The sequence below is a fragment of the Sporosarcina sp. FSL K6-1522 genome (assembly GCF_038622445.1).
In the GTDB taxonomy this organism is placed as follows: Bacteria; Bacillota; Bacilli; order Bacillales_A; family Planococcaceae; genus Sporosarcina.
The window spans coordinates 660263-682451 of sequence record NZ_CP152019.1 but is presented as its reverse complement, the minus strand read 5'-3'; the positions used below and the strand labels follow the sequence as shown (position 1 = coordinate 682451).

General features: G+C 38.6%; 22 protein-coding genes and 1 riboswitch. Of the genes, 16 read left to right on the top strand and 6 right to left on the bottom strand.

Annotation, left to right across the window (positions count from 1 at the left end):
- The first annotated feature begins 22 nt into the window (after nt 1-22).
- Nucleotides 23-403: a VOC family protein gene (locus MKY34_RS03285; protein ID WP_342515179.1), complete on the top strand. Its 381-nt coding sequence runs from the start codon at nt 23-25 to the stop codon at nt 401-403.
- 92 nt (nt 404-495) lie between these two features.
- Nucleotides 496-966, top strand: coding sequence for a methylated-DNA--[protein]-cysteine S-methyltransferase (locus MKY34_RS03280; protein WP_342513827.1), 471 nt, complete (start codon nt 496-498; stop codon nt 964-966).
- Nucleotides 967-1027: 61 nt separating this feature from the next.
- Here the strand turns inward: MKY34_RS03280 and MKY34_RS03275 are convergent, their stop codons facing one another.
- The 4 genes from MKY34_RS03275 to MKY34_RS03260 all read right to left on the bottom strand — a co-directional run bounded on the left by MKY34_RS03275 (nt 1028) and on the right by MKY34_RS03260 (nt 3053).
- On the bottom strand, nt 1028-1342 hold the full coding sequence (locus MKY34_RS03275; RefSeq protein WP_342513826.1) for a multidrug efflux SMR transporter: 315 nt from the start codon (nt 1340-1342) through the stop codon (nt 1028-1030).
- Entirely contained in the window at nt 1342-1683 is a 342-nt protein-coding gene (locus MKY34_RS03270) for a multidrug efflux SMR transporter (RefSeq protein WP_342513825.1), read from the bottom strand. The genes MKY34_RS03275 and MKY34_RS03270 overlap by 1 nt, the downstream gene beginning before the upstream one ends.
- Nucleotides 1684-1753: 70 nt before the next feature.
- A riboswitch (guanidine-I (ykkC/yxkD leader) is annotated at nt 1754-1852 on the bottom strand.
- A gap of 55 nt (nt 1853-1907) precedes the next feature.
- Entirely contained in the window at nt 1908-2498 is a 591-nt protein-coding gene (locus MKY34_RS03265; RefSeq protein WP_342513824.1) for a GNAT family N-acetyltransferase, read from the bottom strand.
- 18 nt (nt 2499-2516) lie between these two features.
- Complete coding sequence (locus MKY34_RS03260) at nt 2517-3053, bottom strand: GNAT family N-acetyltransferase (protein WP_342513823.1); 537 nt, start codon at nt 3051-3053, stop codon at nt 2517-2519.
- Between the two features lie 183 nt (nt 3054-3236).
- Here MKY34_RS03260 and MKY34_RS03255 point away from each other — a divergent pair, with 183 nt between their 5' ends.
- Nucleotides 3237-5594, top strand: coding sequence for an EAL domain-containing protein (locus MKY34_RS03255; protein WP_342513822.1), 2358 nt, complete (start codon nt 3237-3239; stop codon nt 5592-5594).
- A 49-nt stretch (nt 5595-5643) separates the two neighbouring features.
- Here MKY34_RS03255 and MKY34_RS03250 read toward each other — a convergent pair whose 3' ends face one another.
- Entirely contained in the window at nt 5644-6834 is a 1191-nt protein-coding gene (locus tag MKY34_RS03250; protein WP_342513821.1) for a coenzyme F420-0:L-glutamate ligase, read from the bottom strand.
- 139 nt (nt 6835-6973) lie between these two features.
- Between MKY34_RS03250 and MKY34_RS03245 the strand changes: the two genes are divergently transcribed.
- The 6 genes from MKY34_RS03245 (at nt 6974) to MKY34_RS03220 (ending at nt 12327) form a co-directional block, all read left to right on the top strand.
- Nucleotides 6974-7864, top strand: coding sequence for a LysR family transcriptional regulator (locus MKY34_RS03245; protein ID WP_342513820.1), 891 nt, complete (start codon nt 6974-6976; stop codon nt 7862-7864).
- A gap of 303 nt (nt 7865-8167) precedes the next feature.
- Complete coding sequence (locus MKY34_RS03240) at nt 8168-8626, top strand: VOC family protein (RefSeq protein WP_342513819.1); 459 nt, start codon at nt 8168-8170, stop codon at nt 8624-8626.
- A gap of 46 nt (nt 8627-8672) precedes the next feature.
- Nucleotides 8673-9419 (top strand): SDR family oxidoreductase, encoded by a 747-nt coding sequence (locus MKY34_RS03235; protein WP_342513818.1) that lies wholly within the window; start codon nt 8673-8675, stop codon nt 9417-9419.
- A gap of 14 nt (nt 9420-9433) precedes the next feature.
- Nucleotides 9434-10480, top strand: a complete 1047-nt coding sequence (locus tag MKY34_RS03230) for a TRAP transporter substrate-binding protein (RefSeq protein ID WP_342513817.1) — start codon at nt 9434-9436, stop codon at nt 10478-10480.
- A 44-nt stretch (nt 10481-10524) separates the two neighbouring features.
- Entirely contained in the window at nt 10525-11013 is a 489-nt protein-coding gene (locus MKY34_RS03225; RefSeq protein WP_342513816.1) for a TRAP transporter small permease, read from the top strand.
- A 15-nt stretch (nt 11014-11028) separates the two neighbouring features.
- Nucleotides 11029-12327: a TRAP transporter large permease gene (locus MKY34_RS03220; RefSeq protein ID WP_342513815.1), complete on the top strand. Its 1299-nt coding sequence runs from the start codon at nt 11029-11031 to the stop codon at nt 12325-12327.
- A gap of 40 nt (nt 12328-12367) precedes the next feature.
- On the opposite strand, the gene MKY34_RS03215 is transcribed toward MKY34_RS03220, so the two are convergent.
- Nucleotides 12368-14029, bottom strand: a complete 1662-nt coding sequence (locus MKY34_RS03215; RefSeq protein WP_342513814.1) for a sigma 54-interacting transcriptional regulator — start codon at nt 14027-14029, stop codon at nt 12368-12370.
- Between the two features lie 222 nt (nt 14030-14251).
- On the opposite strand from MKY34_RS03215, the gene MKY34_RS03210 reads away from it, so the two are divergent.
- From MKY34_RS03210 to aroE, 7 genes are read left to right on the top strand one after another with little or no spacing between them, the layout of a single operon-like run.
- The gene (locus MKY34_RS03210; protein WP_342515178.1) at nt 14252-15184 is read left to right on the top strand and encodes a thiamine pyrophosphate-dependent dehydrogenase E1 component subunit alpha; all 933 of its coding nucleotides are present in this window, start codon (nt 14252-14254) and stop codon (nt 15182-15184) included.
- Nucleotides 15185-15203: 19 nt separating this feature from the next.
- Nucleotides 15204-16184 carry an alpha-ketoacid dehydrogenase subunit beta gene (locus MKY34_RS03205; RefSeq protein WP_342513813.1) on the top strand — a complete coding sequence of 327 codons (981 nt, stop codon included), beginning with the start codon at nt 15204-15206 and terminating at the stop codon, nt 16182-16184.
- Nucleotides 16185-16196: 12 nt separating this feature from the next.
- Nucleotides 16197-17519, top strand: coding sequence for a dihydrolipoamide acetyltransferase family protein (locus MKY34_RS03200; RefSeq protein WP_342513812.1), 1323 nt, complete (start codon nt 16197-16199; stop codon nt 17517-17519).
- A gap of 15 nt (nt 17520-17534) precedes the next feature.
- Complete coding sequence (gene lpdA / locus MKY34_RS03195; protein WP_342513811.1) at nt 17535-18914, top strand: dihydrolipoyl dehydrogenase; 1380 nt, start codon at nt 17535-17537, stop codon at nt 18912-18914.
- 22 nt (nt 18915-18936) lie between these two features.
- Complete coding sequence (locus MKY34_RS03190; protein WP_342513810.1) at nt 18937-19689, top strand: SDR family oxidoreductase; 753 nt, start codon at nt 18937-18939, stop codon at nt 19687-19689.
- Nucleotides 19690-19715: 26 nt separating this feature from the next.
- Nucleotides 19716-21143 (top strand): aldehyde dehydrogenase family protein, encoded by a 1428-nt coding sequence (locus MKY34_RS03185; RefSeq protein WP_342513809.1) that lies wholly within the window; start codon nt 19716-19718, stop codon nt 21141-21143.
- Nucleotides 21144-21163: 20 nt separating this feature from the next.
- Entirely contained in the window at nt 21164-21997 is an 834-nt protein-coding gene (gene aroE / locus MKY34_RS03180; protein WP_342513808.1) for a shikimate dehydrogenase, read from the top strand.
- The last annotated feature ends 192 nt before the right edge of the window (nt 21998-22189 follow it).

Genomic DNA, 22189 nt, shown 5'->3' with positions numbered 1-22189 from the left:
CAACGGAGAGGGAGAGATGAACATGATTACAAAAGTTGGTCAAATTATGTTATATGTCAATAATCAGGATGAAACCGTGAAATTTTGGACAGAAAAAGCAGGATTTAGCGTCATTTCGGAAGAAGACAATGGCCAGGGGATGAGATGGATTGAAATTGCACCAACAAAGGATGCGGAAACAACGATTATTCTTCACAATAAGGAGCTTATCGCTAAGATGCAACCCGAATTAAATCTGCAAACGCCTTCTTTACTACTGTTTTCAGATAATTTGGATGCGTTATACCAAGACTTTAAAGACAAACAGGTCACGGTAGGAGACATGGTAACGATGCCTTCTGGCAGAGTGTTTAATTTTGCGGATAATGAAGGAAATTATTTTGCAGTTTTAGAGAGAATGTGAATGTAAGTAAGTGAAATTACCAGGTACTCATCGGATTTTGAACGATTTGAGTAGCTGGTATTTTTGAAATGAAACGAAGTGGGGGACTTACAATGAATAAATTAGACTATAAATCGCCAATTGGCATAATCGAAATAGTTGGCTCACAGGACGCGGTGCATTCAATCTTGTTCGTTGAGCGAGACGAAGTTATCAATGTGATAGGTGATGAAACACCCAAGATTGTAGTAGATTGCTTCCATCAATTGGATGAATATTTTAAAGGGGGGCGTCATGTATTTACGTTCCCTTATCACTGTGAAGGTACAGCATTTCAACAAACAGTGTGGGATGTTTTGACAACGATTCCCTATGCTGAAACAGGGTCCTATAAAGATATCGCTGTCTCCATTAACAATGAAAAAGCTGTTAGAGCAGTAGGAACGGCCAATGGTAAGAATAAATTAAGTATCGTCATTCCATGTCATCGAATTATCGGTGCAAACGGAAATTTGACAGGCTATGCAGGCGGCTTGTGGAGGAAGGAATGGCTGCTTCAGCATGAGAAGACTTTTAAAAAGTAAATACAAGCGCCCCAGGTACTTATCGAATTCTAAAGCATCTGAGTACCTGGCGCTTTAGAATTCACGAAATCAGCTTCAAACCAATGGCTGCTCCCAATACCATTGCAATAAACACGATTCTTTTCCAATCCTTTGATTCTCCATATAAAATCATGCCTAATATGGCACCGCCGGAGGCACCGATTCCTGTCCAAATGGCATAGGTCGTCCCCATCGGCAATGTTTTCATGGCGTAGGCAAGAAAAAGAAAACTTGCCCCAAATCCAGCAACGAGCATGACCGCGGCTTGCCAACTACGATCTTTGTGCAATTTATTGATCATTGAAACGCCGAATACTTCAAATAACCCTGCAATCATTAAAGAAATCCAAGCCATTAAGATTCAACCTCCTCTTCCACTTTGTCTGTAGTTACTAATTTCAACCCCACTACACCTGCCAATAAAACACCAATCAACACGATTTTGGCTACTTTAAACGGTTCACCAAAGAACAAGATGTCTGAAAAAACGGTTCCAGCTGTACCTAATCCGACAAATACGGCATAGACCGTTCCGACAGGTAGTTTTCGACCAGCCATAATCATTAAATAAAAGCTGACAATAATCGAAATGATTGTCCCCATCCAAGTCCAAAAATCATCCGCATGTTTTAAGCCAATCACCCAAAAAACTTCGAAAAAAGCAGCAATAAATACTTTCACCCAATCTGTATTCATGCAAAAAGCACCTCCAATTTTATAGTTACTGGCAAAATAAAAAAGCCTAAGAGACTACTGTTAAAACAGTATCTCCCAGGCTTTTATCCTTCCGTGACACAGCAATGCTGTGCGTTTTCTCTCGGTCCAGGCTAACCTCAATGGTTACGGAACCCTAGAAAACATTTTTATTATGAAATTACCAGCTAACTAAAAGTATACACGGATTTGGAAGCCATTCAAGTTTAAAGGGTTGAGAACTTCCTCATTAATCCCTCAATATGTTGTTTCACATCTGACCATTCTTCTTGCACAACACTATACATCACTGTATGTCGCACTTTTCCATTCGGTCGAATCATATGATTGCGTAAAGTACCTTCTTTTGTAGCACCGATGCGTTCAATGGCTTTTTGTGATTGAATATTTTCATGCCCTGTTTTTATTTGAACGCGTTGAAAATGTAGCTGCTCGAAGCAGTAAGAGAGCAGCAAATATTTACATTCTGTATTGACTTTTGTACGCCATACAGATGGATGTAGCCACGTATGGCCGATTTCTAGACGTTTATGGGCAGTAGCTATATCAAAAAATCGTGTAGAGCCAACGATTTCATTGGTGGCTCGAAGGACGATGACAAAAGGGTATTCCGTTCCTGTTTCCTGATGGGCAAGCGCCTGTTCAATATAGGCGTCTACGTCCTCTCGCGTTTGCAATGTTTGTGACATATGCTTCCAAATACGTTCATCCTGGCAACATGCGTAGATGCCCTCTGCATCCTCTTTTGTCATAGGTCGTAATAGAACAGCTTCTCCGATTAATTGAATTGTTTCCATGGCGAATTCCCCCTTGTCTTACTTCACAAAAAGTCCCATTACAAGTGTGTTGTAATACACTCCATGAATAAAACTATCCTTTAAGATAAGTCCTTCTTTTTCAAACCCAAGCTTTTCATACAATTCAATGGCAAGCAAATTATCCTCTCTCGTAACGAGGCTAATTTTATTCGTCACCCCATTTGAAGCTGCCCATTCAATCAATTGTTCCATCAATACTCTGCCCAAGCCTTGCCCAGTAAAACGCTCGCTAACGACGATACCTAAGGTTCCTACATGCTTTGTTCTGTCCTTTTGGCTTGAAGTAATGGAGGCAATCCCTATGATTTCATCATGCAAGGTTGCCAGCAATATAATGGAGTTTTGCTCCTGTTGTGTAGTGGCTATAAATGCTTGATATTCCTCGACCTCTCTTGAAAATTCATTACCTCCGAATGACAGAAAATCTGTTTCCCCACCTACGATATTGTAAAAGTCAATCATCTGCTGGGCGTATGTTGTGGTTGCTTCTGTTATTGCTACTTCCTGTCCATCTTTTAAACGAAATGTGGGCATCTGTTTCAGCTACTTTCTAGTGTTATTTTCTTTATAGTAACCTGTAGGTTCACCTTATTACCACCCTCGAATGTCATTTCCTTCTGACAACTTGCCCGAATTAGCAGGAAAAAAGTCGAGCAAATGAGAATATAGTAAGTTAGATACCAATTAACATACAGTAAATAAAATGGAGGAGAGTCTATGAAATTAGGAATCAACAGTAAAGTCGTGCTGGCAATGTCTCTTGTTGTGTTGTCAACGATGTTGATAATTGCTTTCTACTCACACTCCATGACCAAGGATCTGTTGATAGACCAAGCAGAGCAAGAATTAGCTATAAAAAATGAAAATGTTAAGAATACGGTTATTGCTACATTTCAACAAAAAGGTGAAGTGATACGTCAGCTTGCCTCTATTCCAGTGATTGAGAGCTTTATGAGTGCGAATGACAAGAGAGAAGATGTACGTGCCAATAAGGACTATGAATGGGTTCAACAAGCATTGATGCGTGCACAAGGAAACAATGCAGATGTTCAAAAGGTTTGGCTTAGTCATATGGCCAATAGTTATTTCATTGCAGACCATGATCAAGTTTCAGACGCTTCCTATTCGATTCAAGAACGTCATTGGTACCAAAAAGCTTCCGAAACGGACGGACTTTCTTTTTCGTCTCTTTATACGGATTATGTGACAAAGCAAAGGACGGTTAGTATTGTCCATCCGATAGTCTTAAATCAGAAAAGAGTAGGCTATTTCGGAATGGATATTTATTTAGACAATCTAGCTAGTCTATTGCAACCAATTGAAAAAGATGGACGCAAGCTCATTTTAGTGTCCGATCAAGGAGACGTTTTATACGATGCTGAGAACATGTGGCCAGTCTTCCAAGAAGCGCAATTAGAAGAGCGTGGAGTGACAAAAATCCAAAAGGAGAAGGCTAGCTACTATGCTTCTTTTCGTCAGTTGGATGGGCTTGGGTGGAAAATAGGTGTGTACGTTCCAGAAGAAATACTGTTACAACCACTAACTACATATGAGCGATCGATTGTTGGTATTTGGACTGTTACTATCGGTATTTTATTGATGGCATTAGCATTTCTTTTACATTACTTTTTGAAAGATATCCCCCTAATTGTTCGTCAAATTAATAAAATAAAACACGGAGACTATTCGATTAATATAGGAATCAAGCAGAAGGATGAGGTCGGTGAAATTGCACTTGCCGTTGAACAGATGGCGCTGCAAATAGAAAATCAAATGGGGGAATTGGATTATCAGGCAAATCATGATTCACTAACAGGGCTAGCCAATCGGTATGCAATCGAAAAAGGAATCGGCAAATGGATTGATGAAATCGATGTGGCTGATGAAATGATGGTCGTTGTGTTCCTTGACTTAGACCAATTTAAACATATTAATGATTCAAAAGGACATGCCTATGGCGATGAATTACTCATTGAAGTCGGTAAACGAATCCGTGAATGGTTACCCGACAATAGCTTGTTTGGTCGTTTTGGAGGGGATGAATTCATTATCGTAATACGGGCTAAAAAAGCAGCGATTCATCAAATCCACGAATCTCTGCAACAAGTTCATGAATCCTTTGCAAATACCTTTCTCATATTGGAGCAACATGTCTATATCACCACTTCCATTGGCGTCTCCATCTATCCTACAGATGCACAATCGATGGAAGAATTACTGATCGACGCTGATACTGCTTTATATCATGCAAAAGAATCTGGGCGTAATTGCATTCATTTCTTTAATCGGGATATGAAAGAGCAGATTGAAAAGGAGCTCGTATTGAAAGATGGTCTAAGGCAAGCATTAGTGTATAAGGAGTTTGATCTACATTATCAGCCCCAATTAGATATGAGCGGAGGAAAGAGAATTAGTATGGAAGCGCTCATCAGGTGGAAGCACCCGGAATTAGGCATGGTTTCACCTGCGGACTATATCCCTTTAGCGGAAAGCACAGGTCAAATTATTGCAATCGGTGATTGGGTAATCGTGACGAGTTTACAAATGATTAAAAGAGCGATTCAGCAGGGAATCGATATCGAGCATGTTGCCGTAAATGTCAGTGCGATTCAATTGCGTGAAGCAGATTTTGTGGACAAGCTTCAAAAGAAATTAGCGTACTATGAAATTGAACCGAAGTTATTAGAAATTGAAATAACAGAGTCAGTTATCATTGATCATCCAGAAGAAACGATACGAAAATTAAATGAGTTGAAAAGGATAGGTATCCAAATTGCATTAGATGATTTTGGGACAGGGTATTCTTCCTTGAACTATTTGCGTACGATGCCGATTGATCGGGTCAAGGTCGATCGTTCCTTTATCCAACGAATTGAAAAGGACAACATTGAGCAAGCCATTTTGAATACGATTGTGACCTTGGGGCACAGTCTTGGATTTCAAATCGTTGCGGAAGGGGTCGAAGAGGAAGCACAGCTTCAGGTGTTACATGACATGCATGTTGATACTGTGCAAGGCTATTACTACAGCAAGCCATTAGACGAGGAGTCGTTATTCGATTTTTTACGACAATAATAAAAATCCGAGGTACACATCCAATTCGATGCATACTTCGGATTTTTTCTTATTTTGTAAAGTTATCGAAATAACCTTGGATAAAGACAATAGGCGTACCTTTGTCGCCACTGCCTGATGTTAAATCAGAAAGAGAACCGATTAAATCCGTTAGCTTACGTGGTGTTGTTCCTTGTGCTTCCATTGAACCTGTCAGGTCCTCATCTTTGTTGTCGATGAACTCGGAAATAGCTTTTTTCAACTCATCGCCGCGTAAATCTGCAAAGTTGTTATCTGCAAGGTATTTTAGTTTTACTTCGTTTGGCTTACCAGCAAGTCCTGGTGTATAGGCAGGAGAAACGACTGGATCCGCAAGTTCCCAAATCTTACCGACTGGGTCTTTAAACGCGCCATCTCCGTAAACCATTACTTCTACGATTTTGCCCGTTTTCTCAAGCAGCATACGTTGAATATTGTCAACGACAGGTTGGCAATTGCGTGGGAATAGCTTAACGCCGTCATCTGTTGATTTGTTTGAACCGAGCAGGCCATATTCTTCATTATAGCCACTGCCATCGATAGACTCCGCTAAAATATCGTCTAATGTGTAGACTTTTTCAGCACCGTTTTCCTCCAAAATGCGTTTTGTACGGAAACGTGTGTGAATGTCACATGTTAAAACGTTCTTTGTATAATTTAAAATAGTTTTTGGCTTTTGAGAGAAAATGATTTCACATTCTACACCGAATTCAGCAGCTAACGATTTATAGTAGTCAATGTAGTCCACACCTGTAAATGTGTGTTTTTGATACCCAAAATGTTGGCGGAATTCGTCTTCTGTTAGCACGTCTGTCCATGGATTAATACCTTTTTCATCGAGTAAATCAAGACTAATCAGATGGTTACCGACTTCATCAGACGGATAGCTCAGCATAATAACGATCTTTTTCGCGCCTTTTGCGATTCCACGAAGACAGTTCGCAAAGCGATTACGGCTCAAGATTGGGAAAATGACACCGATTGTATCATCGCCAAATTTAGCCTGGATGTCTTTTGCAATATGATCGATTGTCGCATAGTTCCCTTGTGCACGAGCAACAATGGATTCTGTAATGGACACGATATCTTTATTTTCAATTGTAAGGCCTTCTACTTCAGCAGCCTTTAACACGCTATCTACAACGATTTCTTCGATGTTATCCCCTTGGTTGATAATTGGGCAACGTAGGCCTCTCGCAACTGTACCAACGACTCTTTCCATTCGTATCGCTCCTTCGAATTTTGGACGTAATTACGCCTTTGCGTAATAGCTATTATCTAACTCACTACTTGTAATATACACCAGTTAAGTGGTATAAGTAAAATTAATATATCAAATGATGGGTATAAGAGGTGCTTATGTGGTTAGCAAGTTAGATTTATATAAAGTTTTTTGTCAGGTAGGGAGAAGTGAAAGCTTTTCCAAGGCGGCAAAAGATTTATATATGACACAACCAGCTGTCAGTCAAGCGATTAGACAGTTAGAAAAAGAATTAGATACACGTCTTTTCGTTCGTACGCCTAAGGGAGTGTCATTCACGGATGAAGGCAGTTTATTATTTGAATATGCGAATTCTGCCCTTAATTTATTGCATACGGGCGAAGAAAAGATTTTAGCCTTTAAGAATTTAACGGCGGGTGAGTTAAAGATTGGCGTAGGTGACACAATCTCGCGCTACTTTTTACTGCCGTATTTAGAGGCTTTCCATAATCGCTACTCAAATATCAAATTTACAATTGTAAATGGTACAACAGTTGAACTTTGTTCAATTTTAAAGTCAGGCGGCGTGGATATTGCGATTTGTAATTTGCCAATTGACGATCATACATTAGAACGAAGACCTTGTTTTGATATTCAGGATACGTTTGTCTATGGATCCAAGTTCAAAAAGATTTTAGCCAAACCGTTAAGTCTTGATGAATTAGTAAAACTCCCACTAATCTTTCTCGAATCAAAATCAAATTCCAGAAGGTATGTAGAGGATTATATCCGTTCAAAAGGGATAAAATTGGAACCGGAATTTGAATTAGGTTCACATGATTTAGTATTGGAATTCGCGAAGATTAACCTAGGGATTGCTTGTGTCACAAGGGAGTTTGCACAAGATTATATCTCAACGGGATTATTATCAGAAGTTCAGCTCATTGAAGAGATTCCGAAGCGTAGTGTCGGTGTTTGTTTCTTAAAAAGTGTGCAGCTCTCGCCAGCCGCGACACGATTTGTGGAGATTTTGGAGAATGAACGGTTGTGAAAGTAAAATCAGAGTCTAACCTATCTCGTATCCATATACACTTGGAGATTTGGAAAGACTCTTTTAATGTTTTCTTATAATAACAGTCGTCAGTGTAGGTCTTGGCGCAACCTAAAGTAAAAAGATCTGTTTGTTCTTAGGGAGAATAGAAGAGGGTTATGCACCATTGCATCACTTGTTGTGGTAATGCATCAATACCACGGTGAAAAGATGCAATATTACGCCTTTTTGGGACGGGGAAGTTTGGCATGGAACTTGCATAGTTCATAGTATTGGAAAAGAAGAGATATGAGGAGGAAGAAAATGAGTAAAGGGAAGATTGTTGGATTTATCCATAGTGGAATTACCGTGAAAAATTTGGAAGAGGCACTAGAGTTTTATATAGACACACTGGGATTGGAGCTGTTATCTACACAAGTTGCAAGTAGTGACTATATTTTCGATATTGTAGAAATTCCGGGATTAAAAGAAATTAAAATTGCTTTTGTTCAAATTCCAGGTGGACATGTGTTTGAAATATTAGAGTATGTCGGTGTAGATACGTATCCAGGAAACGCACGATCATGTGATTATGGAACAGGCCATATTTGTTTGAGAGTGGCAAACCTAGATGAGCTATTTATAGAGTTAAAATCGAAAGGGGTAACGTTTAAATCTAAAAAAGTAGCAGTTATTACAGCGGGGGCAAATAAAGGGGCAAAAGCAGTCTATATGCTAGATCCAGATGGTTATATCATAGAATTGATGGAAAAGGGATCATAAAAAGTAGAATTTGGATGTAAGCGAATACATGACGGGGGAGAAGAAGATGGAAGATTTGCATGGTAAAAAGGCGATTGTAACGGGTGCAGCCCAAGGTTTAGGTTTAGCCATGGTGGAGGGGCTTTGCGAGTATGGCGTGAAGGTTTGTATTATAGATATCTCACCAAATTTACAACAAGTAATTGAAGAGTTAAGACACAAAGGTTATGAAGTAGAAGGGGTATATGGCGATTTGTCTCAGTTAGATCAATTGACAGGAATTTTTACTAAGTCCATGGATTTACTAGACGGTAAGCTAGATATTTTGGTTAATAATGCCGGTATACACAAACCGATGCCAGCTGTAGATTTACCTGTCGAAGATTTTCAACGAATAATAGATGTAAATGTTACGGCAGTCTTTCAAATATGTAGACTTGCGGCTTCGAGAATGAAGCAAAGAGGAAAAATCATTAATATCGCATCAGTTTTAGCAACACAAGGGGGCTTTAATGCATCGGCTTACTCAACAAGTAAAGGGGCTGTGGCACAATTGACCAAGTCCTTATCTAACGAATGGGCAAAAGAGGGTATTAATGTAAATGCAATTGCACCTGGATACTATAATACAGAATTAAACCGTTTTATTTTAAATGATGAGGAGAGATTTGCCTCATTAGTGAATCGTATTCCAGCAGGCAGGTTTGGCAATCCGGAAGAACTTGCAGGCACTGTGCAATTTCTAGCTTCAAATAAATCAGATTATATTAACGGCGTTATGATCCCGGTTGATGGTGGATTTTTGGGAAGATAAAGGAGGGAACTTTTATGAAGAAAATGAGAAATAAATCATTTTTTTTATCATTGATTGTCGTCGTCCTACTACTTTCAGGATGTACTAGTATGAAAGAAGACGGAACAGTTGGTGCAAATGGAGAAAAAGTTGTGATTAGAATGGCAAACCTTGTATCTTCAGATAATTTTCTGAATGTCGGGTACGAGAAGTTTAAAGAAGTTGCTGAAGCAGAAAGTGATGGACAAATTGAAGTACAGATTTATAACAATGGAACGTTAACAACTTCTGAAGATATTGAGTATGAAATGCTTCAAACGGGTGTGTTGGATGTTGTCACGAACGCAGCATTCATTGTAGCTGCTAATGCGCAGATTCCAGCGTTGAATATCTTTGATGTACCATTTTTATTTTCCAGTGAAGAAGAAATGTATACGTTAACAGATGGCGAGTATGGTGACATGTTAAAAAGTCGTCTGGAAGAGAAATCGAACGCTTACTTCCTAGGGACTTTTAGTATTGGTTCTTTTGCAATTGCCAACAATAAAAAAGAAGTGCGTACACCTTCAGATCTAAATGGTTTGAAAATTAGAAGTACAACAACTCCATTGCAATCAGGCACGATTGCTGCAATGGGAGCAAACCCTACGCCAATATCTTATGGTGAGATTTTTACTTCTTTACAGCAAGGTACGATTGATGGTGTACAGACCACAACACCTTTAATTAATGCAGATAAGTTTTATGAGGTCTCGAATCATTTAACGCTTACGAGACATTTTCCATTGCCACATATCATGATGGTAAACAAAGTATTTTACGATGGGTTAACGGATGAATTAAAAGCAGTTGTGGACAAAGCTGCTGAGGAACAAATCAAATATGCGAGACAGTTGGCGACGGAAGCTGAAAAAAGTGCCATTAAAAATATGAAGGAAAAGGGCGTTAATATCGTAGAGTTGACACCGGAAGAACTTGAATTATTTAAGGAAACTGTTCAATCTGCTATTGATAAAAATATTGATAAAGTCGGTATTGATAACTATGAAATGGCACAAGAGATTTTGGGTAAAAGTCAATAAGTTAAAAAATATTAAATTAAAAATAGAAGTTTGGGGTGAGCTATATGAATGAAGAAAAAGTCAAATATACAATTGAGGGGTTATTCTGTGTTTTGTTACTTGTTGTAATGACTGTTCTTATGTTTACAGAAGTCGTGGCACGTTACGTTTTTGCTTCATCTTTTATTTGGATAGAAGAGTTAACAAGATACCTATTTATTTGGCTAACGTTTATTAGTGCTGCATATGTGACAGCGACACAGTCTCATATTAAAGTCGATGCAGCGTTATCTGTGTTTCCAAAAAAACTGCATCTAGCCATTAAAAGAGCAGGTCTTCTTATCTGGCTCGTATTTTCAATTGTGATTACGTATGTAGGTTTTAACTATTCTTTAACCATGCTTAGTGTAGGTGGAAATTCACCATCATTGGGAATAGCGAAAGGACTTATCTATTTGGGAATTCCAATTGGATATTTGCTTATGTCCATTCGCTTGGTTCTGAATTTGTATAAAGACATTACGAATCCCAAAATGAAAGATATGGAAGCATAGAAAGGAGAGAATTGTATGGGGACAGTCACATTGATGCTTTTCGGAATATTAATTGTTTTAATTTTACTAAATGTACCGATTGCAATTGCATTAGCATCTGCAAGTTTGTTAGTTGTATTAATTGAAGGATCAGTTCCGTTAACACTTTTTATTCAAACATCTTTTAGCTCAATGGATTCATTTCCTTTAATCGCTATTCCGTTTTTTATTCTAGCAGGTGACATTATGAGTCGGGGTGGTATGGCGAGAAGATTAGTAGATTTTATCCAAAGTTTTGTTGGCTCTATGACAGGGAGTCTAGGTATTATTACGATTATTACGAGCTTTATTTTCGCTGCTATTTCAGGATCAGGTGCGGCGACGGTGGCAAGTGTTGGTGCTATTCTTATTCCTTACATGCTGAAAAGTGGTTATGCACCCGGTTATGCAGCTTCTATATCAGCAAGTGCTGGAGCATTAGGTCCAATTGTTCCACCTAGTATTGTTTTTATTCTTTACGCAGTAATGGCGAATACATCAATCAGTGACTTATTTATTGCCGGGATTATCCCAGGCGTTTTAGTTGCGATTGCTTTATTAATTGTAAACTACTTTATTAGCAAAAAAGAGGGATTTGGTACGCTAAATGCCGAGATAGAAGAAAAAGAAAAAGTTGGATTTTGGAAAGCATTGAATGAAGCAAAATGGGCATTACTAGCCCCTGTTTTAATATTAGGTGGTATTTACGGTGGAGTTGTAACACCTACTGAAGCAGCCGTTGTGGCGGTTGTTTATAGCTTAGTAATTTGTATTTTTGCTTATAAAGAAATAGGATTTAATGATTTCGTCGGAATATTCCTTAAGTCCGCACATACATCTGGTTCCATTTTAATATTCGTAAGTGCAGCATCGTTTTTTGGACAAGTGCTATCAATTGAAAGAGTACCGCAGTTTTTAGCGGATTCAATCGCAGGCTGGACGACGAATCCAATTATTATTTTGCTGTTGATTAATATTTTCTTATTAATTGTCGGGATGTTTATGGAAACAGTAGCAGCAGTGCTAATTTTTGTTCCATTATTACTGCCAATTGTCATTCCTCTAGGCATTGATCCGATTCACTTTGGTATGATTGTTTGTTTGAACTTAAGTTTGGGGTTAATTACACCGCCATTGGGAATTAATTTGTTTATAGGTAGTAATATTGCCAATGTGCCATTTGAAAAAACATTTAAGTATGTAGCTCCTATTTTTGGCGCTTTGTTGATTGTATTGATTATCATTACATACGTGCCTTCGATTACATTGTTTCTGCCAGATTTATTAGGGAAATAAAAACGAACATCGTCAGTGATTGGCGATGTTCGTTTTTTGTTCATTTTTCAATTTTATACTTTTGTATTTTCCGTACAAGAGTAGACTGGTCAACTTTCAGAGCAAGTGCAGCCTTTCTTATACTTGGGAATCGGTTTAGAGCCTCTGTAATAACCTCTGCTTCATAGGTTTCCAAACGGCTTTTCAATGTTGCGAGCTCTGTATCATTAGAAGAAGCTTTGGGAATTGTTTTTACATTAAACTGTAGCCCATTGGTAAATTGCAATTCTTTTTGTAAATCATCAATACTTATTTCTGTATTGGAGCTCATTAAAGCAATTCGTTCAACTAAATTTTGTAACTCACGTACATTTCCGGGCCATTTATGGTCAAGAAAAGCATTCAAGGTATCGCTCGAAAACTTTCTGTTTAATCCGTATCTTTGATTGATGCCATTTAGAAAATGATAAATTAACGGAATAATATCGTCTTTTCTTTCTTTTAAAGGGGGAATCGTAATCGGGATGACATTTAAACGATAATATAGATCCTCTCTAAATGTACCATTTTCAATCATCTCCGACAAATTACGGTGGGTGGCAGCAATAATTCGAATATCAACCGGAGTGGGTTTTGTTCCTCCTACCCGTGTAATTTCGTGTTCTTGTAATACTCTTAGCAGTTTTACTTGTAATGGGAGTGGCATCTCTCCTATCTCATCTAAAAAAATAATTCCGCGATTAGCTGCTTCAAATAACCCAGCTTTCCCTTTTTGGTTGGCCCCCGTGAAAGCACCCGATTCATAGCCAAATAGTTCTGATTCTAATAGTGACTCGGGGAGTGCCCCACAATTGATTTTTATGAGAGGAGAGTCTTTCCGTAAACTATGTCGATGGATTAATTCAACGACTTTCTCTTTGCCTACTCCAGATGCCCCTTGAATAAGAACGCCGGAATCTATCTGTGCAACTCTTAATGCCCGATCTAATACATCTTTCATTAGATCTGAATGAGCGATTATAGATTGTTTTGGGTCATTTTGTTCTTTTAGCAATTCTAGTTCTTTATGAATCTGTAGATTTTGTTGTTCAAGTTGTCGAATTTCTGATTCAAGTGTATTCAAATGTGTTAAATCACGGACGTTATTAACAACTTTTTCAATTTCTCCATTTTTATTGCGTATAGGGGCAGCGGACACAAGAACGGTAGAGCCTGTACTGATTTTTTGAATGATTGTAACGGCTTTATTTTGTTCGAGGGCCTTTAAAGAAGCGGAAGCATCTATGATGTTTTCATCTTCAAGCTCTTTTAAGCTGCGTCCAATACAATCTTTGGCAGATAGTCCCGTAATCTTTTCATAAGAGGGGTTTTGATGAATGATAATTCCGTCTTTATCACAAATAACGATTCCATCAAAAGAGGAGTTAATGACTTCATTTAATTCATTTCTGACGCTTTGCAAGGATTCTGTTTCTTTTTTTAAGCGGACTAACTCGTTCATGGGGGCAATTAAAATAATAAGCTGATCGTTTTCTTGAATACAGGTAATTTCGGCAGGATAATTTAGCAAACTAAAAGAGTGGGCATTCATTAAAGCAGCTTCTACAATGTTTTCGAAGTAGTAATGATACTTTTTTGCTATTGCATTAGAAAATAAAAGTTCCCCTTTCCTATTGAGTATCAGAACGCCAATGATGTTGATTTTAGTGAGTAAACTTTGCATTGTTTTTCTCCTTTGCATCATTTTTTGAAAAGTGATGTCATTCCGCATCATTTTTTTGATTATACATCATTTATTCTCGGGAAAGTAGCATTATAGACCTTAAAAAGTTGGCATGAAAATTGCATGATAGATAACTGATAATATTCAAAAAGAAATTTAGGAGGGTAATAAATGTCTAAACTAACTACAGAAACTCCATTTTCGCCAGAATGCCTAAAAACAATGTTATATGACATGATGTTGATTAGGAGTTTTGAAGAAACAGTAGAGAAACTATTCCAACAAGGGAAAATTCATGGAACGATGCATTTATGTATCGGACAGGAAGCAACAGCAGTTGGGGCATGTGTACCGTTAACTAAGGAAGACAAAATTACGAGTACCCATCGTGGGCATGGACATAGTATTGCAAAAGGAACAAAGGTTAAAGGGATGATGGCTGAATTACTTGGAAAAGAAACGGGCTACTGTAAAGGCAAAGGCGGCTCGATGCATATTGCAGACTTAGATGTAGGGAATTTAGGTGCGAATGGTATTGTGGCGGCGGGATTACCATTGGGAACAGGTGCAGCATTAACGTCAAAAATGAAAGATCTTGGTTATGTCGTTTTATGTTTTTTTGGAGACGGTTCAACAAATGAAGGAGCATTTCATGAATCACTAAACCTGGCATCGATTTGGGATTTACCGATTGTTTTCTTCTGTGAAAATAATTTATACGGTATGTCAGCTTCAATTAAAGAAATGACAAACATCCAAAATATTGCAGATCGTGGTATTGCCTATGGAATTCCAAGTGAAACGATTGATGGTAATGATGTATTAGAAGTTGTAAAGGCAACTGAAAAAGCGGTCGAAAGAGCAAGAAATGGTGAAGGACCTACGTTAATTGAAGCACACACGTATAGATGGAGAGGCCATTCTCGAAGTGATGCCAGGAAATATCGAACGAGAGAAGAAGAAAAAGAATGGAGAAAAATGAGAGATCCGATTGCTTTATTTAAAGAACAGTTAATTGAGGAAAGCATTCTGACAGAAACAGAATTTATGGAATTAGAAAATAAAGTCCAAGTAGAGATGGATGAGGCAGTAGAGTTCGCTGAGAATAGTAAAGCACCAAGTCTAGAGACTTTAGAAGCAGATATTTATGCATAATCGAAAGGTGATGAATAAAATGAGAGAAATTACTTATTTAGAAGCGATTAGGGAATCAATGAGTCAAGAAATGCGAACAGACAATGATGTTTTCATAATGGGAGAAGATATTGGTATTTATGGAGGTGCTTTTGGTTTAACGAATGGCATGATTGAAGAATTTGGACCGGAGCGAGTCAGAAATACGCCGATTTCAGAAGCGGCTATTAGTGGTTGTGCAGTGGGAGCAGCAATGACGGGGATGAGGCCTATTTTAGAAATTCAGTTTTCCGATTTTGTGATGATTGCCATGGATAATATCGTGAACCAAGCGGCTAAAATGCGCTATATGTTTGGCGGGAAAGCTAAAGTTCCGGTTGTTATCAGACTTCCAGGAGGTTCGGGTGCGGGGTTTGCAGCACAACACTCTCAAAGTTTAGAGGCTTGGATGGCGCATGTACCTGGTTTGAAAGTGGTACAACCTTCGAATGCTTATGATGCTAAAGGTTTAATGAAAGCGGCGATTAAAGATGACAATCCAGTTCTGTTCTATGAGCATAAATTGCTTTATAACGTGAAGGGAGAAGTGCCAGAGGAAAACTATGAGATTCCATTAGGACAAGCAGATATTAAAAGAGAGGGTACTGATATTACGATTGTAGCGACTGCGATCATGGTGAATAGAGCCCTCGAAGCAGCTGAAGAACTTGAAAAGGAAGGCATTCACGTAGAAGTTATTGACCCTCGCACGCTAGTCCCTTTGGATACAGAAACGATTTTACAATCGGTTAAGAAAACCAGTCGGGTCTTAGTTGTATATGAAGCAGTTAAAAGAGGCGGTTATGGTGCGGAAATTGCAAGTATGATTGCAGAAAGTGACGTCTTTGATTATCTAGATGCGCCAATAAGACGATTAGGCGGTGTAGCTACGCCGATTCCATACAATCCAGAATTAGAAAAAGCGGCGGTACCGCAGGTGAATGATATTGTACAAGAATGTAGAAAACTCATGAATAAGTAAGGAGGTGTCAACATGGCAATAGAAGTTGTAATGCCTAAATTAGGTGCAACAATGGAAGAAGGGACAATTGTTTCTTGGCTAGTCCCGGTAGGAGGAGTGGTAGAAGAAGGTGATCCTCTTGCCGAAATACAAACGGATAAAATCGTGATGGAAATTGAAGCAGAAACAACAGGAGTTTTGCTAAAAGTAGTGTCCGAAGCAGGCGAAACGGTGAAAGTCCATGATGTTATTGCTTATATGGGCGACGAAGGTGAAAGCGTTGAGGGATTGAAAAGTGTACCTACAATCACTTCCGAAATGCCGGAAGTAGACGGGAATCAAACAGCGACTAAAGAGATGGTAGAAGCAATATCTATAGCAAATGGTGATAAAATTAGAAGAACACCAGCGGCTAGAAAGTTGGCTGAAGAACACCACCTCAATTTACGTGAGATTACTGGCACTGGTTCACTTGGACGTATTCATAAAGCAGACGTTGAACAATATTTGCAACAACATACAACGCGAATTACACCATTGGCGAAGAAAATTGCGGATGATCAAAGAATCGACTATAACCAAATAAATGGAACTGGTTCACACGGAAAAATCCGTAAAGAGGATCTTGTTTCAACGCCTACCGTAAATAAAAAAGTTACGGATGTGGCTAACAAGCGTGTACCGTTCAAAGGAATGCGCAAAGTAATTGCGGATAGAATTTCTGAAAGCGCATATTCAGCACCACACGTAACTCTAATATCGGAAATTGACATGACGAATTGTGTAGCTCTTCGTCAAGATTTACTACCGGTGATTGAAAAAGTGGAAGGATTAAGAGTCTCTTTCAATGAAATCTTGTTGAAGGCAACGGCATTTACTTTAAAACAAAACCCGAGCATCAATATTTCATTAGATGATAAAGAGATTATCTATCATTCAACGATCAATATAGGAATGGCTGTAGCTGTACCAGACGGCTTAGTTGTTCCGGTGCTTAGAGATGTAGATACAAAAGGTCTAGCAACTCTTACAAGTGAAGCTAAAAGCATTGGAAAGAAGGCTCGTGAAGGAAAGCTTTCACCCGATGATATGCAGGGCAGTACATTTACAGTTAGCAATTTAGGAATGTATGCTGTTGATGGATTTACACCAATTATAAATAGCCCGAATGCTGCTATTTTAGGTGTAGGACGTATTCAGAAGAAAGCGGTTGTTGTGAATGACGAATTAGCCATTCGATCTATGATGAGTTTAAGTTTGTCTTTTGATCATCGAATTATTGATGGTGCTCCAGCTGCAGCATTTTTAACGGATTTAAAAGATGTATTAGAAAATCCATTCAAATTAATGATATAAGGGGGTGACAATAAGATGTCGTATGATGTGATCGTTGTTGGTGGCGGACCAGGTGGCTATGTTGCTGCGCTTAGGGCTGCTAAAAATGGTAAGCGGACAGCACTTATCGAAGTAGATTATTTAGGTGGTACTTGCTTAAATAGGGGCTGCATTCCATCTAAAACATTATTAAAACATGCGGAAGTTATAGAGAACATTGAAAAAGTAAAAGATTGGGGAATTAAAACGGATAATTTGACTTTTTCATTAGATGAAATGTTTGCACGTAAGGATCAAGTAATTGCTACTTTACGAAGTGGAATTGACTATTTATTGCAGAAGGGTAAAATTGACGTCTACACGGGGTATGGCACTATACATACCGATAAAACAGTGACAATTCAAACTAAAAATGATTCTAGAAAAATTACGGGTAAGAAAATCATTATTGCGACAGGTAGTCAGCCTGTTGTGCCACCGATTACTGGACTTGATACTATAAGTTACCACACAACCGATACGATTTTCGATATCACAGAAATTCCTCAATCGATTGTCATAGTTGGTGGAGGCGTTATTGGAGTTGAATTTGCGAACATTTTTGCAAGCTTAAAAACAGCAGTTACAATTGTCGAACTAGGGGATAGAATCATACCAACGGAAGACGAAGAGGCTTCAAAAGTGTTGCTTAAAAGTTTAAAGAAAAAAGGAATTACGGTGTTAACAAAGCATCAGGTAACGTCCGTTCAAGCGAGTAACAATGAAAACCTCATTAGGATTCTTTCGCAAGAAGGTAGGACAGAGGACTTAAAAGTGGATCAAATTCTGTTTGCGGTTGGACGTAAGCCTAATCTTGCCGCCGTTGCAGAACTAGATCTTCAAATGAATGGTAAGCATCTTGCGGTGAATGAGTACCTAGAAACGAGCAAGAAAGATTATTTTGCTGTAGGTGATGTGATAGGCGGACTACAATTAGCACATGTCGCCAGCGCTGAGGGGTTAACGGCTGTAGAGAATTTGGATGAAGCAAAAGAAAAGATGAATTACAAAGTGATCCCCCGTTGTATTTATACGAATCCACAAGTTGCGAGCGTGGGGATGAGCGAAACAGAATTGAAAGAAAGAGCAACTCCATATAAGGTAAATAAGTACTCATTTCAAGGGAATGGAAAAGCTTTGACAATGGGTGATACGGAAGGATTTTCAAAAGTCCTAATCGATGAGAAGTATGGTGAAATCCTCGGAGTTATTATGGTAGGTGCTCATGTCACAGAGATGATTGGCCAATCTTCTGCTTATATGTACTTGGAGGGAACAGTTGATGAGCTTGCACAAATGGTCCAGCCTCATCCTTCTCTCTCAGAAGTATTAATGGAGTCGGCAAATGCGTTAGTTGGCAAAGGGATTCATTCTTAATCACAGTAAGGAAGGTGAACAAATGTTCAACTTGAATGGGAAAAAAGCGATTATAACAGGCGGTGCCCAGGGATTAGGTTTTTCAATGGTCGAGGCTTTTCATAATGCAGGTGTTGAGGTTGCAATAATTGATATTTCAGATGAGATGTTTAATATTTCCAACAAGTTAATAGCGAACGAAGCAAAAGTTCATGTTGTTAAAGGGGACTTGTTAGACATAGAGAGCTTAAGGCAATCTTTTAAAGAAGCTTTAGAAAAGCTAGGTGGGACAGTTAATATTTTAATAAACAGTGCTGGTTTAATTGAAAGAAAACCTGCGTTTGAAGTTTCGCTAGATAGTTGGGATAGAACACTTGCGCTGAATGTCACTGCAGTTTTTGAATTATCAAGACTTGCTGGAATGGAAATGAAAAAGCAAGGATCAGGAAAAATCATTAATATGGGCTCAATCCTTTCTGTATTAGGTGGTTTTAATGCAGTTGCTTATTCTACGAGCAAGGGTGCTATCTTGCAATTGACAAAATCTTTATCGAATGAGTGGGCAGCAGACGGTATTCAAGTGAATGCAATAGCACCAGGTTATATGTTAACAACGATGAATACGGATCTGATGAATGATCCGGTGAGAGGTCCACAAGTAGAAGCTAGAATTCCAGCCAAAAGATGGGGAACACCAGAGGATGTTGCTGGTGTTGCATTGTTTTTAGCTGCATCTGCTTCGGATTATGTAACGGGGACGCTAATCCCTGTAGACGGTGGCGTATTAGGAAGGTAATCACTTCTAGGTAGGGGGAGAACTGAATGAAGAAAAGATTATTTATCAACGGCGAATGGATTGTAGCTGAACAGTATGAGAATTTATATTCTCCTTATACAGAAGAAAAAATTGCAGAAATCCCTCAAGCATCTGATGAACAAGTGGATGCCGCAATTGACGCTGCTTACAATAACCGAGAAGTTATGGCGAAGCTAACTGCCTATGAAAAAGCCGAAATACTAGAGAAACTGGTTGTATTATTACAGAAAAATAGAGTTGAGGCTGCTGAAATTATTTCTATGGAATCTTCAAAACCATTGAAGTTCTCTTTAGGAGAAGTAGATAGAACGATTGAAACATATAAGTTTGCAGCGGAAGAAGCAAAGCGTATTCATGGTGAAATGATTCCTTTAGATGCCGCAAAAAATGGTGCAGGGAGACTAGGTTATACGTTAAGAGAGCCTATCGGAGTAGTAGCTGCAATCACTCCATTTAACTTTCCGATGAATCTAGTTGCCCATAAAGTAGGCCCTGCTATTGCGGCTGGGAATACGATTGTATTAAAGCCGGCATCTCAAACCCCGTTGTCCGCTTATTTTCTTGCGGGGTTACTGGAAGAATCCGGATTACCACGCGGTGCTTTTAATGTGGTGACTGGAAGTGGGCGAAAAGTTGGGGATCGACTTGTAACAAGCGATAAGGTGAGCATGATTACTTTTACTGGAAGTCCAGAAGTAGGGATAGGAATTAGAAATAAAGCGGGTTTAAAGAAAGTAGCATTAGAACTGGGCTCTAATGCTGGTCTTATCATAGATGATGGAGTGAATATCGATAAAATCGTTCCCAAATGTGTGACAGGTGCTTTTTCTAACCAAGGACAAGTTTGTATCTCGCTTCAAAGAATCTATATTCATGAGAATCTATTTGATGAATTTATAAGGAAATTTAAAGAGGTGACGGAGAAATTAGTATTGGGAGATCCGTTGAATGAAAAGACAGATGTATCTTCCCTTATTTCAAGAAATGAGCAGGATAGAGCGAAATCCTGGATTGATGAAGCGATTCGAGAAGGCGCACAAGTCATTACTGGTGGTGTGATTGAAAATAATATCTTGTTACCGACTGTCATTGTAGGTGCAGAACCCCATTTAAAAGTATCCTGTCAAGAAGTGTTTGCGCCGATTGTCACGATTAACCCTATTGAACATGTAGGTGAGGGTATTGACTACATCAATGATTCAAAATACGGATTACAAGCGGGAATTTTCACCAAGGACATTTACACAGCAATGAATGCTTCTAAGAGGCTTGAAGTAGGTGGCGTCATGATTAATGATATTCCAACTTATCGAGTAGATCAAATGCCGTATGGTGGTGTTAAAGAAAGCGGTAATGCACGTGAAGGGCTAAAATATACAATTGAAGAAATGACAGAAATGAAATTGGTCGTTTGGAGTCAAGAACAATATTAAGTCGTTAATGAGGGATTGAGATGAGCGAATTATTTGGCATAATAGGAAATCCGATAGCACACTCGTTATCGCCTTTACTTCAAAATGAGGCGTATCAATTAAACGAGATAGATGCTTACTTTCAAGCTTTTCACGTAGAGCATGAAGATGTAGAGACTGCTATTAAAGGGATGAAAGCGATTGGTATAAAAGGATTTATGGTGACTGTCCCTTATAAAGCTAAAGTAATTCCCTTTTTGGATGAAGTAGATGCAATAGCTCTAAAAAAAGGTGCAGTCAACATTGTACAACTTATTGATGGAAAGTATGTAGGATATAATTTTGATGGAGAAGCTTGGCTCCAAGGCTTATTGGAAGATATGAATAGACAAAGCTTACATGAAGAAAGTATCCTAATTTTAGGTGCTGGAGGAGCGGCTTTGTCCATTTATCATACGCTATCCCAATATGGAGAATTGCGTATCGATATTGCTAATCGAACGATTGAAAGGGCTAATGCGTTAAAAGAAGTTGGCGGAGACCATAAATATACAAATGTTCTATCTCTTGAAGAGGCAGAAAGTATGCAGTATCAATATGATGTAATTGTTCAAACTACATCTATTGGGATGTGGCCTGACATAGATCAATCACCTATCCATATTACTAAGTTAAAGAAAGATGCATTTGTTTCAGATATTATTTATAATCCTGCAGAAACAAAGATATTAAAACAAGCTCGTCAAAATGGTGCACGGACGCAAAATGGTATGAAGATGTTGGCACTACAAAATGCACTTTCGATTGAAAAATGGACTGGTCGGAAAGTGAATTACCAACAAATGATGGCGTCACTTCATAAAGCTTTAAGTTAATTTCAACAGGTGCTTTTCTCATGTTTTCCGTCGTTCTTGAGGAAGTCAGGCTACAGTGTTCCATAAATAGAGTCGAAACCTTGTCTTTACAAAAAGAAAAAGAAAATCCACAAAGCCCAGCGATAGGATTAGTTCGCTGGGCTTTGTGGATTTTAAATATCGCCTACCACAAGACATGCTATACTTTTACTT